Origin of the sequence: Microbacterium bandirmense (genome assembly GCF_037204185.1) — a bacterium.
GTDB lineage: Bacteria > Actinomycetota > Actinomycetes > Actinomycetales > Microbacteriaceae > Microbacterium > Microbacterium bandirmense.
Genome location: NZ_JBBDGM010000020.1, coordinates 1 through 12,166, shown reverse-complemented (window position 1 = coordinate 12,166; position 12,166 = coordinate 1). Strand labels below are relative to the sequence as shown.

Here is a 12,166-nt window from a genome sequence, read left to right as displayed (position 1 = left end):
GCTCTTCATCCGATATATGCAAGTGAATGTAATTGATCCAACACAGGGTGTGCAACATTATTCCCGGTAGCCTCAGGTGATGAGCAGTGCCGAACAGCGCCCGCCCGACACCTCGACGGGCGCCATTCCCCGCCCTCGTCGACGGGTGCCGTTCTGGGACAACGCGCGGTTCGCCTGCGTCATCCTGGTCGTGCTCGGCCACGGCATCCAGCGCCTCACCTACGACTCGGCGATCTCGGAGTCGCTGTACCTGGTGATCTACGCCTTCCACATGCCGGCGTTCGCCATGATCTCGGGTTACTTCTCGAAGTCCGCGAGCCCCAATCGTCGCCAGATGGCGCGCGTGATCACCGACATCCTGGTCCCGTACGTCATCTTCGAAGCACTGTGGATGCTGACGAAGTGGCTCGTGGAGGGACGGGCCGACCCGAACCTCACACAGCCGTCGTGGACACTGTGGTTCCTGCTCGCCCTCGGCATCTTCCGCCTGGTGCTGCCGTACCTGGCACTGCTGCGCTGGCCGCTCGCCTGGGCGCTGATCATCTCGATCGGCGTGGGCTACATGAGCAACGTGAACAGCACGTTCTCGCTGTCGCGCACTCTCGGCCTGCTGTTCTTCTTCACCCTCGGCTGGTGGCTGAGCGAGCACGACATCGTGCGGCGGATGCGACTGATCGACTACCGCCCGTGGTGGGTGCGCGCGGCCGCCCTGGCCGTGCTCGCCGTATGGTCGTTCGTCGTGTGGCGGTGGATCGACGTGTGGCGAGAGATCGACCTGCGGCAGTGGTTCTTCTACGACGACTCGTACGCCGACCTCACCGGCGAGCTGCTGTGGTGGGCCGGCGCGGTGCGCCTCGCGGTGATGGCACTGGCGATCGTGCTCAGCGCAGCCTTCTTCGCCCTCATCCCCCGCCGCGCGCAGTGGTGGACCACGCTCGGCCAGTACACGATGTACGTCTACCTGCTGCACTCCTTCGTGCTGTATCCGTTCCGCGAGTCGGGCGTGCTGCGGGGCCTCGATCCGACGTGGTTCTGGCTGCCTGCAGTGACGGCGCTCTCGGTCGCCACCGCGTTCCTGCTCGCCTCGAAGCCGGTGCGACGCCTCTTCCGCCCGCTCATCGAGCCCCGCCCCCGGTGGATGTTCGCCGATCCCGGCATCGTCGCCACCGGCCATCGCAGCGACCCGACCGGATCACGACGCACTCGCTGAGGCCCGACCGGCGATCACCGGTAAGACAGCGCAACATTCGTGCGTCGGGACCGGGCACGTTCTAGCGTCGACGCATGACCGAGCTGAACCTGCCCGTGCTTGACCTCGCACAACTCGACGCCGGCGATGCCGAGGCCGCCGTCTTCCGCGACACCCTGCGTTCCGCCGCGCACGAAGTCGGGTTCTTCTACCTGACGGGCACCGGGGTGTCGGCGAACCTCGAGCAGCGCCTGCACCGCGCTGCGCGGGAGTTCTTCGCACTCCCCCTGGCCGACAAGCTCGAGATCGAGAACATCAAGAGCCCGCACTTCCGCGGCTACACCCGAATCGGCGGCGAGCGCACCCGGGGCGAGGTCGACTGGCGCGAGCAGATCGACATCGGCCCGGAGCGCGAGGCGGTCGACGGCGGCCCCGGCTACCGCCGACTGATCGGCCCGAACCTGTGGCCGTCGGCGCAGCCGCAGCTGCGAGCGGTGGTCGAAGAGTGGCACACGACGCTGTGCGCCGTGTCACGTCGGCTGCTGCGGGCGTGGGCACAGTCTCTGGGGGCGGATGCCGGGTACTTCGATGACCACTTCGGTGAGCCGTCGACGCTGATCAAGATCGTCCGCTATCCGGGATCCGAGGCCCCCGAACCGCAGCAGGGCGTCGGTGCGCACAAGGATTCCGGCGTGCTCACGCTGCTGTGGGTGGAGCCGGGAAAGGGCGGACTGCAGGTGGAGCGCGACGGGGTGTGGGTGGACGCTCCCCCGGTGCCCGGCGCCTTCGTCGTGAACATCGGCGAACTGCTCGAGTACGCCACGGGTGGCTACCTGAAGGCGACCAACCACCGGGTGGTCTCGCCGCCCGCGCCGCACGACCGGATCTCGATCCCGTTCTTCTTCAATCCGGCACTGGACCGCACGCTTCCGCTGATCGATCTGCCCGCCGGACTCGCGGAGGACGCGCGAGGTGTGACCGATGACCCGACCAATCCGATCCACAGCCTGTACGGCGAGAACGCTCTCAAGTCACGCCTGCGTGCTCATCCCGATGTCGCGGCGATCCACCACGCCGACCTCGTCGGCGCGCGCGTCTGACAGCATCGCTCCACCCGAACGCCCTCTACTCGTCACCCGCGCCGTAGTCGACGATCGCCTGCAAGGCGCGCACGTGCGAGACGAACGCCCCGGTGGCCGGTCGTGGTGCCGCGTACCCAGGTGCGGGGGCGAGTGCCGATCTGCCCCTTGCGCACCGAGACGTAACCTACGCCCTCGAGCGCGGAGATCGACTTGCTCAGTACCGAGTCGGACACCTGCAGGATGCTGCCGAGTGTGGCGAAATCGAGCTCCAAGTCGCCACCCAGCGCCGCCATCAGGGAGAAGCGGATCGGGCTGGCGAAACTGTCGTCCAGCCGGAGTCGCGGATGCCGCGGCGCTGAGCCGTCAGACATCTTCCGCCTCCCTCAGCGCACCCACGACCAGCGCACCCACGACGAACGCGATCGCGATCAGAGCGCCCAGCACGTAGCCGACCGCGGTCAGCGGCAGCGTCGAGTACTGCATGAGCAGCAGCAGAACGGCGACCACCGCACCCGCCGCGGCGAAGCAGATCCAGTGGAAGACTCCCCACGCGGTGGCGGCCGTGGAGCCGCCCGTGAGCGCAGTAGTGAGCAGCCAGGCCGCCAGGGCGATCATCACCGCCGCAGTGGCGATCGCGGCGATCAGCGCAGGCGACGCGGCGCTGGCGATGATGACACCGAGAACTACCCCGATGCCGATCGTCTGGACGCGGACGGCACGCGTGAACGGCGTGCGTCCTCGACGGATCGCCTCCACGCTCGCACGGCGGTACTCGTCCCAGGCGAGGACGGCGTAGAGCACGAAGGACAGCACCCCGGGAAGCGGCCTGGCCCAGGACGGGAGGTCGATGTCGAGGAACACCGTGAGCAGCGCACCGCACACCATCAGGAGGACGATGATCACCACGGTCGAGCGCAGTCGCTGCTCGCGCCCCCTGGGCTGATAGCCGTACTCATCGCGCAGCGTGGTCGCGAGCTGGGTCCAGATCAGGAACGGGGCGATGAGCACAGCGACGTTCATGCCGGTGCCGGGTGGGAAGATGAGCATCAGGATGACGAGATAGGCACCGAACGCAGCCCCTTCGATGAGCAGCAGTCGCGCCGCCGCGCGTCGGTCGATGTGCTGCTCGCGGCGCTGCGTCACGCGCGACGGAGTCGTGCCGGGCACGACGAAGGCCTCCCCATCCCCACGCCTCTCATTACATCGCTTCGCGATGCAATGAGCCTCTGGCGTGTGGGCCCGGTGGGGAGGCCTTCTCAAGAATGTTCTGCGCGATTGAACGCTGGTCTATGCCTTAGCGACGGAGACCGAGACGCTCGATGAGCGAGCGGTAGCGGTTGATGTCGACATCCTGCAGGTAGCCCAGCAGGCGGCGGCGCTGACCGACGAGCAGGAACAGACCACGGCGCGAGTGGTGGTCGTGCTTGTGGTCCTTCAGGTGCTCGGTGAGGTCCTTGATGCGCTGCGTCAGCATTGCGACCTGCACCTCGGGGGATCCGGTGTCACCGGGGTGCGTCGCGTACTCTTCGATGATCGCCTTCTTGACGTCTGCTTCCAGTGCCATAGATTCGATCCCCTCTCTGCTTGTTGCGCGGTGCAGGGCGCCGAATGCGCCTGCTCTCTTTATCCGCGGCCGATCGAACGGCAACTGCTACAGCTTACCAGCATCCGAGCCGCGCGACCGCCGCGCCGGTAGCCTCGATGGGTGTCGTTCTCCCGTGGTCATCTGATCGACCTGAGCCCCCTCAGGAGCAGTCCCGCATTCGCCCGGATGTGGATCGGCTCGGCGCTGGCCGGCATCGGCGGCCAGCTGACCATCGTCACCGTCATGCTGCACGTGTTCGAACTCACCCACAGCACCTTCGCGGTCTCGATGATCGCGGTGGCCGGACTCGTGCCGATGATCCTCGCCGGGCTCTACGGAGGCATGCTCGCCGATGCGTTCGACAGGCGCCGCGTCGCCCTGATCGCGGCGACGGTGGCGTTCGCCGCGACGGTCCTGCTGGCCACCCTCACCTGGACGCGCACCGAGACGATCTGGTGGCTCTACGCGCTGAGCATGATCATCGCGGCGGCGAACTCGGTCGGAATGGCCACGCGCACGGCGATCGTGCCACGCCTCATCCCCCGAGACGAGCTCGCGGCCGCATCGGCGCTGAACGGCATCGCGTTCGGGCTGACGGTCATGGTGGGCCCTGCCGTCGGCGGGATGCTGGTGGCGCTGACCGGCTTCGGCTGGACGTACACGATCGACGTCGTGCTGATGCTGTCGATGTTCCTCGGCCTCTGGACTCTGCCGCAGCTGCGTCCGGAAGGGAGCATCGTCCGCCCCGGGCTCGCCTCGCTCGTCGACGGATGGCGCTTCCTGCGCCGCGCGGGCAACATCCGCATGCAGTACCTGCTCGACATCACGGCGATGACGTTCGGACAGCCGCTCGCGCTGTTCCCGGCGCTGGGCACCGTTCTGCTCGGCGGCGGCGCGATCACCACGGGCATCCTCACAGCCGCTGTGGCCGTCGGCACTTTCGTCTCGAGCCTGTTCTCTGGACGCGTGGTGCACTATCGCTGGCACGGGCGCGGCATCGCGCGGGCCGTGCAGGCGTACGGCGCGGCCATCGCGCTGTTCGGCGGGGTGCTGCTGGTCGGGGTGTTCCTGCCACCGGCATCCGAGCACACGCCGCACATCGCCCTCATCGCGCTCGCCTGCCTCGCACTCGCGCTCTCCGGCGCAGCCGACAACGTCAGCTCGATCTACCGCAACACGATGATGCAGGCGGCCGTGCCCGATGCGATGCGCGGGCGCCTTCAGGGCGTGTTCATCATCGTCGTAGCCGGCGGGCCTCGGGTGGGCGCGCTGTACGCGGGCACGCTCGCGACACTGACGAGCCTGTGGTTCCCGCCACTGCTGGGCGGGTTCCTGGTGATCGGCCTGGCGGCGATGCTCGCGCGGCTCAGCCCGCGCTTCCGCGCCTATGACGCACTGAACCCCGAGCCCTGAGGGGCCCGGGGTCCGGTGTGCGATGCGGCTCAGGCCTGCAGGGCACCCTGCAGGTCGAGACCGATCGTGATCTCCTTGCCGACCAGAACTCCGCCGGTCTCCAGAGCGGCGTTCCAGGTGAGGCCGAAGTCCTCGCGGTTGATGACCGTCTTCGCCGATGCGCCGGCCTTGTAGTTGCCGTACGGGTCCTGGCCGAAGCCGCCGAACTCGAACTCGAAGCTGACCGGCTTGGTGATGCCACGGATGGTCAGGTCGCCGTCGACGATGAAGTCGCCGTTCTCGACGCGCGTGCCGGTGGAGACGAACTCCATGCTGGGGTGGTTCTCGACGTCGAAGAAGTCCGCCGAGCGCAGGTGCGCGTCGCGGCCCTCATCCTGGGTGTTGATCGAGGTGACGTCGACGTTCGCCTCGACCTTCGCGTCCAGGGGGTTCTCGGGTGCGACCAGCGTGGCGCTCTTGACGCCGAAGGTGCCGCGCACCTTCGAGATCATCATGTGACGGACGCTGAAGGTGACCTCGCTGTGCGCGGGGTCCAGGACCCAGGTGCCGGGGCGGTAGCCGGGGATCTCGATCGTCATAGGTTGCTTCTCCTCAGGTGGGGTCGGGGCGCGGGAGCGCTTCACAGGACGATAACTTACATGCGTTTGCATGTATTCCGTCACTCGGCATTCTCACAGGAAGAGCTCCCCGCGCGATCAGCGCGGAGAGCTCTTCGGGGTGGTCAGCGTCAGCCGACGGCGATCAGATCGATGATGAAGATGAGCGACTTGCCCGACAGGAAGTGACCGGCTCCGGCAGGACCGTAGGCGAGGTGCGGCGGGATGACCAGCTCGCGCCGTCCGCCGACCTTCATCCCCGGGATGCCGTCCTGCCAGCCCTGGATCAGGCCGCGCAGCGGGAACTGGATGGTCTCGCCGCGACCCCACGACGAGTCGAACTCCTCACCGGAGTCGTACTCGACACCCGCGTAGTGGACGGTGACGGTGTCACCGGGCTTGGCCTGTGCGCCATCGCCCTCGATCAGGTCACGGATGACGAGCTCGGTGGGGGCGGGTCCGGTGGGGGCGTCGAACTCGGGCTTTGTGCGATCAGTCATGACTCCATCCAACCCGAGCGGCCGAGCGTGGTCAACGTGACAGCGAACCCCGGTCGATCGCGCGGCTCAATCACGCTCGCTCACATCTCGGGAGAGTCGCTGCGACACCCACACCGGGATGAACGAGAGCAGGATCACGACCGTCGCCACCACATTGACGACGTTGGCCTCGTTGGGTCGTGCCATCTGGTTCATGATCCACAGCGGCAGCGTGTCGACCCCGGGCGGCGCGGTGAAGATCGTGACATAGACCTCATCGAAGCTCAGCGCGAACGCCAGGATCGCGCCGGCGATCAAGGCACTGCGGAACTGCGGGAAAGTCACCATGCGGAACGTCTGCCACGGAGTCGCGCCGAGATCTTTCGACGCCTCTTCGAGGCTGGGGTTCATCCTTCGCAGCCGTGCGAGCACATTGTTGAACACCATGACGATGCAGAACGTGCCGTGCGCGATGATCATCCCCCAGAACCCGACCTGGATGCCGATGGGCTCGAGCAGCTGATTGTAGGTGTTGTTCAGCGCGACACCCGTGACGATTCCCGGCAGGGCGATCGGCAGCACGACGAGCAGGTTGACCGCCCGCTGACCGAAGAACCTGTAGCGCTGCAGCGCGAACGAGACCAGGGTGCCGAGGATCAGCGCGATCACGGTCGCACCGGTGGCGACGAGCAGCGAGTTCAGCAGCGCGTCGCGCACGGGCTGACTGGTGAACGCCTTCCCCCACCACTCCAGCGAGAACCCGGACACGGGCCAGCTGGCGATCCGGGCGGAGTTGAACGAGTTCAGCACCACGAGCATCAGCGGGATGTAGAGGAACGCGAGGATGATCGCGACGACGATCCCCAGCACGATCTTGGACGGGCGGGAGAGCCTCAGCATCTCGGCTCACATCCTTTCCAGTGCCCCGGTGCGCTGCACGCTCACCAGGTAGATGACCACGAACGCGATCGGCACGAGCGAGAACGCCGCCGCCAGCGGCGGATTCAGGTTGATGTTGCTCGCGATGACGCTGCCGATCATCTGGGTGTCGCCGCCCACGAACTTGGCGACGAGATAGTCGCCCAGGCTGAGCGAGAACGTGAAGACGGATCCGGCGATGATGGCCGGCTTGATCAGCGGCAGCACCACGGTGCGGATCGTGCGCCAGGCCCCGGCTCCGAGATCGGCGGAGGCGTCGAAGAGGTTCGGCGGCAGCTGGCGGATGGCCGTATACACCGGCACCGCCATGTACGGCAGCCACAGATAGGTCAGCGTCAGCACGACCGTGAACGTGGTGAAGCCGGGCCCCTCGATGCCGAACGGGCCGAGCATCCAGTTCAGGAAGCCCTCCTGGGTGAACGTGATGCGCATGGCGATCACCTTCACCAGATACCCGGCCCACAGGGGCAGGGTGATCGAGACGGCCAGCACGGCTCGCAGCCAGGGCGAGGCGACCTTCGCCATGAAGATGCCGAGGGGCACCGAGATGAGGATGGCGAGCACCGTGACGCCGAGGGCGATGGCCAGCGTGCGCACCGCCGTGGAGGAGTACGCCGGGTTGGTGATCAGCTGCTCGAAGTTGCGCAGCGTGAAGCCGGGCTTCACCTTGGAGGTGAACGGGTCCGTCACCCAGAAGGCGGTGACCAGCAGCATCACGAGCGAGAAGATGTAGATGCCGATGAGCCAGGTCATCGGGAGGGCCAGCAGGCCCGCTATCCGTGCGCGGCGCTTCATGTCGATCCTGTCTTCGTCGAGAGGGGGCGGGGTCCGAGAGTGGGAGCCGTCCCCGCCCCCTGTCAGTGAGTCGGCCCGGTCAGCCCTTGACCGTCATCCAGGCGTCGGTCCACTGCTGGAAGTTGGTGCACGTGACGTCGGTGCGCCCGTCGATGCACTGCTCGATCGGAGTCGTCCAGAACCACACCTTCTTGAAGTACTCCTCGTCGGTGGCGTTGTAGTAGTCGCAGTGCGCGGCGGCCTCTTCGCCGGTTTCGCAGAACGCCGCGTTGGCGGGCGCCATGCCGAAGTTCATCGCGATGGCACCGTTGACCTCGGGAGAGGAGGCGTAGTCCATCCACGCGTACGCGCAGTTCGGGTTCTTCGACTCGGATGCCAGCATCCAGGCATCCGACCACCCGGTCGATCCCTCCTCGGGCAGCACGCTCTTGAACTTCTCATCCTCCGAGAGCTTGCGCAGCACCTCCCAGGAGGTGCCGGCCACGGTGGTCCCTCCCGCGAACGACGTGATCTGCGCCGCCGGGTCGGACCAGTACTCGGAGACGATCTCGTTCTGCTGCTTGAGCAGGTCGATCGCCGCTGCCAGCTGCTCCTCGTCGAGAGCATAGGGATTGGTGATGCCGAGATCGGGCTCGTGCGCCATCAGGTAGACGGCCGCATCGGCGATGTAGATCGGCGCGTCGTAGGCGATGATCTTGCCCGCGTACGGGCTGTCCTTCTCCCAGGCGATGTCCCAGCTGGTGGGCTCGTCGGTGACGACCTCGCTGTTGTACTGCAGGATGTTCGCCCCGCGCCCGATCGGGATGCCGTAGGACTGGCCGTTGATGGTGTCGTAGATCTGCCCCTTCATGCCCTCGACGATGTCGTCGCCGAAGTTGGGGATCAGGTCGAGGTTGAGCGGCTGCACGTCTCCGCCGGCGATGAGGCGAAGACTGGCGTCGCCGGATGCCGAGACGAGGTCGTAATCACCGGTGCGCATCAGCTGCACCATCTCGTCGCTCGTGCCGGCGATGCGACGATTGACCGTGCAGCCGGTCTGCTCGGTGAACGTGTCTGACCACTCAGGCTCGACGAAGCCCGACCAGGCGACGATGTTCACCTCGCTCTCGGTGTCACCGAGCTCCTCCATCATCGGCACGTCGGGAACCTCGATCGCGAGGCCTCCCTCCGCAGCCGGATCAGAGGTTCCGGAGCATCCGGCGAGCGCCATCGCCGCCGCCGCTGTGATGGCCGAGACGGCCAGGATCTTCTTTCGCATGTGATCTCTCCTTTGTGATCGGTGGTGCTGATTCGTCGGTGTCCGAGTGTCGGACGTCAGGGCAGGCTGGCCGCGTTGGACGGGTCCCAGGAAACGCGCACGCGGTCGCCGCGGCGGGGTGCCGTGCCGCCGGGGCGGTGGCTGTTCGGCTGCTCGGCGATCACGTCGACACCGGCATCTGACGCGACCAGGAAGCGGGTCGCGGGACCGGTGTAGACGATCTCGGAGATCGTGCCGAGCAGTCCGACCTCGCCGTCACCGAGAGGCGCATCCGAGGCCTGCATGCGCACGCGCTCGGGGCGGATGCTCATCGTGCGCGCCTCGCCGGTGAGCTCCGCGGCGAGATCGCCTGCGATGAGGTTCGACAGGCCGAGGAAGCGCGCGACGAACTCGGTCTGCGGGTTCTCGTACACCTCGCGTGCGCTGCCGATCTGCTCGATCCGCCCGTTGTTGAACACCGCGACGCGGTCGCTGAGCGTCAGGGCCTCCTCCTGGTCGTGCGTGACGAAGATGAAGGTGATGCCCACCTCCCGCTGGATCTGCTTGAGTTCGATCTGCATCTGCTCGCGCAGCTGCTTGTCGAGCGCGCCGAGCGGTTCGTCGAGCAGCAGCACCTGCGGGCGCAGGATCAGTGCGCGCGCCAGCGCGATGCGCTGACGCTGTCCGCCCGAGAGCTGGTGCGGGAGCCGGTCGGCGACGTGGTCCAGGCGCACCCGGCCCAGCGCCTCGGTGACCTGTGCGGCGCGCTCGGCCTTGCCCGCGCCCTTCACGCGCAGGCCGTAGCCGACGTTGTCGGCGATGCTCATGTGCGGAAACAGGGCATAGTCCTGGAAGACCGTGTTGACGTCACGGGCGTGTGGCGGGGTGCGTGTGACGTCCTTTCCGGAGAGCAGCACGCGGCCCGCGGTCGCCTCTTCGAATCCGGCGATGATGCGAAGCACTGTCGTCTTGCCCGATCCTGAAGGGCCGAGCATCGAGAGGAACTCCCCCGGGGCCACGTGCAGATCGAGATCCCGCACGGCGGTGAACTCGCCGAAGGACTTCGTCAGACCCTGCAGCGAGACGCTGCCCGTTACGCCCGTTTCGCGATCGGCCGTCTGCGGCGATGATGCGGCCATGCTCATGTCGTGCTCCTCGATCTTCGTCGAACGTGGGAAGATTTCGTTAAACATATAAAACCGTAGGACATATTTCAACTCTTCCGCGAACAACGTCGAGATGCGAGAATCGAGCCATGGAATCACTGACGACACCCACCGGAGCCATTCCGGCTGCGCTGTCGTCCACAGACAGTACGGGGCCCGGCGCCCGCCAGCCGCACCGTCTGCACGGCGCGCTGTTCCAGTCGATCGGCGACGAGGGGCGGGCTGAACTGGTCGAACGGCGCCTCGTCGAGGCCATCCACCGCGGCCATCTGCACGCCGGCGAGCGCCTCCCCTCGGAGTCGGAGCTCGCCCGCAGCTTCGGCGTCGCCCCCGTCACCGTGCGCGAGGCGCTGCTCACGCTCCGCAGCCGCGGACTCATCGTGACCCGACGCGGACGCAACGGCGGAAGTTTCGTCGTCGAGGACGCCGACCCGCTGGTGTTCGCCCGTCAGGCACTCGCCGAGAACTCCAGGCTCGCACTGCGGGACATGGCCGCCCACTATGCGGCGATCACAACGGCGGCCGTGCGCCTGGCCGCACGGCGCGCCGACCCCACCGAGACCCAGCGTGTCCTGGCCCGGATGGAGAGGCTCGACGAGCTCGACCCCGACCAGCAGCGACGCCTGCTCGATGACGTGCAGGTGGAACTCGCCTCGCTCAGTCAGTCGGCCCGGCTCACCCGCGAGCAGATGAGGCTGCAGGCGGAGTTCTCACCGTATCTCCGGCTCGCCGCGGCCGACGCCGCCGCCCTGCGACGCCAGGCCGAGGCCCTCACCGACATCATCGGCGCCGTCGAAGCCGGTGACCCCGACGATGCCGGACGCCGCACCGAAGAGCTGATACACGACGTGATCGACACCCTCATCCAACTGCAGAGCTCCCCCGAGAGCTCTCGCTGAACACGACATCCATCGACGTGCACTGGAGGACGCGATGAACACCCCCACCCTCACCGCCACCGCGGCCGCACCGGCCGCCGCCCGCATCGTCGAGGACTACTTCGGCGCGCCGATCCGCACTCTGCTCAGCTGGGTCGACCCGTGCGCCCGTGAACTCGCCGATGTGCTGCGCAGCGACCCCCTCACCCGAGCGAAGCTCGACGCGGTCGTCGCACCTTACGCCTCCCGAACGCTCGGCGATGCGGATGCCCCGGTCTACGGGGCCGGATTCATCGCGGCGATCGATCTGCTCGCCGACGCCCGGGGACACCTCGCCTGGTGGCAGGGCGCGGAACGCCGCAAGCTCGTCCTCGCGTCGCAGACCGTCAACAAGGAGCACATCGACTACAGCGAGCTGGAGTGGTACCGCATGCCCATGAGCACGCTGCAGCCGCACGTGGCGGGACCGTACGTCGACTACCTGTGCAGCGACGAGTACACCATCACGATCGCCGTGCCCGCCGTCGCCGACGGTCGCGCGCTCGGAGTCGCGGGCCTGGATCTGCTCGTCGCCGAGGTCGAGCGCGAGCTCACACCGCGCTTCGCCGCCCTCGGAGCCCAGGTGACGCTCACCAACGGCGTCGGCCGGGTAGTCGTCTCCACCGACCCGCGCTGCGCCACCGGCGACTCTGTGCGCGGCAGTCGGCTCGCCGATCTTCCGCGCGTCTCCTGCGAGGGGGTCGCGCTCGACGTGATCGTCGAGCACCTCTGACACCCGGCTGCGCCGAGCCATCCCGCACGTAACCC

14 protein-coding genes are annotated in these 12,166 nt (G+C 67.3%); 5 read left to right on the top strand and 9 right to left on the bottom strand.

What is annotated here, in order from left to right; genetic code table 11:
* The first annotated feature begins 79 nt into the window (after nt 1–79).
* Nucleotides 80–1,210, top strand: coding sequence for an acyltransferase family protein (locus WDU99_RS16365; RefSeq protein WP_337333537.1), 1,131 nt, complete (start codon nt 80–82; stop codon nt 1,208–1,210).
* Between the two features lie 74 nt (nt 1,211–1,284).
* Nucleotides 1,285–2,289, top strand: coding sequence for an isopenicillin N synthase family dioxygenase (locus WDU99_RS16360; RefSeq protein WP_337333536.1), 1,005 nt, complete (start codon nt 1,285–1,287; stop codon nt 2,287–2,289).
* 32 nt (nt 2,290–2,321) lie between these two features.
* On the opposite strand, the gene WDU99_RS16355 is transcribed toward WDU99_RS16360, so the two are convergent.
* The 3 genes from WDU99_RS16355 to rpsO all read right to left on the bottom strand — a co-directional run bounded on the left by WDU99_RS16355 (nt 2,322) and on the right by rpsO (nt 3,835).
* Complete coding sequence (locus WDU99_RS16355; RefSeq protein WP_337333535.1) at nt 2,322–2,642, bottom strand: transcriptional regulator; 321 nt, start codon at nt 2,640–2,642, stop codon at nt 2,322–2,324.
* Nucleotides 2,635–3,438, bottom strand: a complete 804-nt coding sequence (locus WDU99_RS16350; RefSeq protein ID WP_337333534.1) for a hypothetical protein — start codon at nt 3,436–3,438, stop codon at nt 2,635–2,637. Before WDU99_RS16350 ends, WDU99_RS16355 begins: the two co-directional genes overlap by 8 nt.
* Before the next feature lie 127 nt (nt 3,439–3,565).
* Nucleotides 3,566–3,835, bottom strand: a complete 270-nt coding sequence (rpsO, locus tag WDU99_RS16345; RefSeq protein WP_241925812.1) for a 30S ribosomal protein S15 — start codon at nt 3,833–3,835, stop codon at nt 3,566–3,568.
* 141 nt (nt 3,836–3,976) lie between these two features.
* Here rpsO and WDU99_RS16340 point away from each other — a divergent pair, with 141 nt between their 5' ends.
* Entirely contained in the window at nt 3,977–5,269 is a 1,293-nt protein-coding gene (locus tag WDU99_RS16340) for an MFS transporter (RefSeq protein ID WP_337333533.1), read from the top strand.
* Nucleotides 5,270–5,298: 29 nt separating this feature from the next.
* Here WDU99_RS16340 and WDU99_RS16335 read toward each other — a convergent pair whose 3' ends face one another.
* From WDU99_RS16335 to WDU99_RS16310, 6 genes are all read right to left on the bottom strand, one after another.
* The gene (locus WDU99_RS16335; protein ID WP_337333532.1) at nt 5,299–5,847 is read right to left on the bottom strand and encodes a YceI family protein; all 549 of its coding nucleotides are present in this window, start codon (nt 5,845–5,847) and stop codon (nt 5,299–5,301) included.
* Between the two features lie 149 nt (nt 5,848–5,996).
* On the bottom strand, nt 5,997–6,365 hold the full coding sequence (locus tag WDU99_RS16330) for an FKBP-type peptidyl-prolyl cis-trans isomerase (RefSeq protein ID WP_337333531.1): 369 nt from the start codon (nt 6,363–6,365) through the stop codon (nt 5,997–5,999).
* 66 nt (nt 6,366–6,431) lie between these two features.
* Nucleotides 6,432–7,244, bottom strand: coding sequence for an ABC transporter permease (locus tag WDU99_RS16325; RefSeq protein WP_337333530.1), 813 nt, complete (start codon nt 7,242–7,244; stop codon nt 6,432–6,434).
* 6 nt (nt 7,245–7,250) lie between these two features.
* Nucleotides 7,251–8,078, bottom strand: coding sequence for an ABC transporter permease (locus WDU99_RS16320; protein ID WP_337333529.1), 828 nt, complete (start codon nt 8,076–8,078; stop codon nt 7,251–7,253).
* A 79-nt stretch (nt 8,079–8,157) separates the two neighbouring features.
* Nucleotides 8,158–9,336 (bottom strand): extracellular solute-binding protein, encoded by a 1,179-nt coding sequence (locus WDU99_RS16315; protein ID WP_337333528.1) that lies wholly within the window; start codon nt 9,334–9,336, stop codon nt 8,158–8,160.
* A 56-nt stretch (nt 9,337–9,392) separates the two neighbouring features.
* Nucleotides 9,393–10,454, bottom strand: coding sequence for an ABC transporter ATP-binding protein (locus WDU99_RS16310; RefSeq protein WP_420064024.1), 1,062 nt, complete (start codon nt 10,452–10,454; stop codon nt 9,393–9,395).
* A gap of 116 nt (nt 10,455–10,570) precedes the next feature.
* Between WDU99_RS16310 and WDU99_RS16305 the strand changes: the two genes are divergently transcribed.
* Both WDU99_RS16305 and WDU99_RS16300 read left to right on the top strand, forming a co-directional pair.
* Nucleotides 10,571–11,380 (top strand): FadR/GntR family transcriptional regulator, encoded by an 810-nt coding sequence (locus WDU99_RS16305; protein WP_337333526.1) that lies wholly within the window; start codon nt 10,571–10,573, stop codon nt 11,378–11,380.
* A gap of 34 nt (nt 11,381–11,414) precedes the next feature.
* Complete coding sequence (locus WDU99_RS16300; RefSeq protein ID WP_337333525.1) at nt 11,415–12,131, top strand: cache domain-containing protein; 717 nt, start codon at nt 11,415–11,417, stop codon at nt 12,129–12,131.
* Nucleotides 12,132–12,166 lie beyond the last annotated feature (35 nt).

Excerpts from the sequence above, each read along its gene's own strand:
- WDU99_RS16365 (WP_337333537.1), top strand. The coding sequence starts at position 80 with ATGAGCAGTGCCGAACAGCGCCCGCCCGACACCTCGACGGGCGCCATT.
- WDU99_RS16360 (WP_337333536.1), top strand. The coding sequence starts at position 1,285 with ATGACCGAGCTGAACCTGCCCGTGCTTGACCTCGCACAACTCGACGCC.
- WDU99_RS16355 (WP_337333535.1), bottom strand. The coding sequence starts at position 2,642 with ATGTCTGACGGCTCAGCGCCGCGGCATCCGCGACTCCGGCTGGACGAC.
- rpsO (WP_241925812.1), bottom strand. The coding sequence starts at position 3,835 with ATGGCACTGGAAGCAGACGTCAAGAAGGCGATCATCGAAGAGTACGCG.
- WDU99_RS16335 (WP_337333532.1), bottom strand. The coding sequence starts at position 5,847 with ATGACGATCGAGATCCCCGGCTACCGCCCCGGCACCTGGGTCCTGGAC.
- WDU99_RS16330 (WP_337333531.1), bottom strand. The coding sequence starts at position 6,365 with ATGACTGATCGCACAAAGCCCGAGTTCGACGCCCCCACCGGACCCGCC.
- WDU99_RS16325 (WP_337333530.1), bottom strand. The coding sequence starts at position 7,244 with ATGCTGAGGCTCTCCCGCCCGTCCAAGATCGTGCTGGGGATCGTCGTC.
- WDU99_RS16320 (WP_337333529.1), bottom strand. The coding sequence starts at position 8,078 with ATGAAGCGCCGCGCACGGATAGCGGGCCTGCTGGCCCTCCCGATGACC.
- WDU99_RS16315 (WP_337333528.1), bottom strand. The coding sequence starts at position 9,336 with ATGCGAAAGAAGATCCTGGCCGTCTCGGCCATCACAGCGGCGGCGGCG.
- WDU99_RS16310 (WP_420064024.1), bottom strand. The coding sequence starts at position 10,454 with ATGGCCGCATCATCGCCGCAGACGGCCGATCGCGAAACGGGCGTAACG.
- WDU99_RS16305 (WP_337333526.1), top strand. The coding sequence starts at position 10,571 with ATGGAATCACTGACGACACCCACCGGAGCCATTCCGGCTGCGCTGTCG.
- WDU99_RS16300 (WP_337333525.1), top strand. The coding sequence starts at position 11,415 with ATGAACACCCCCACCCTCACCGCCACCGCGGCCGCACCGGCCGCCGCC.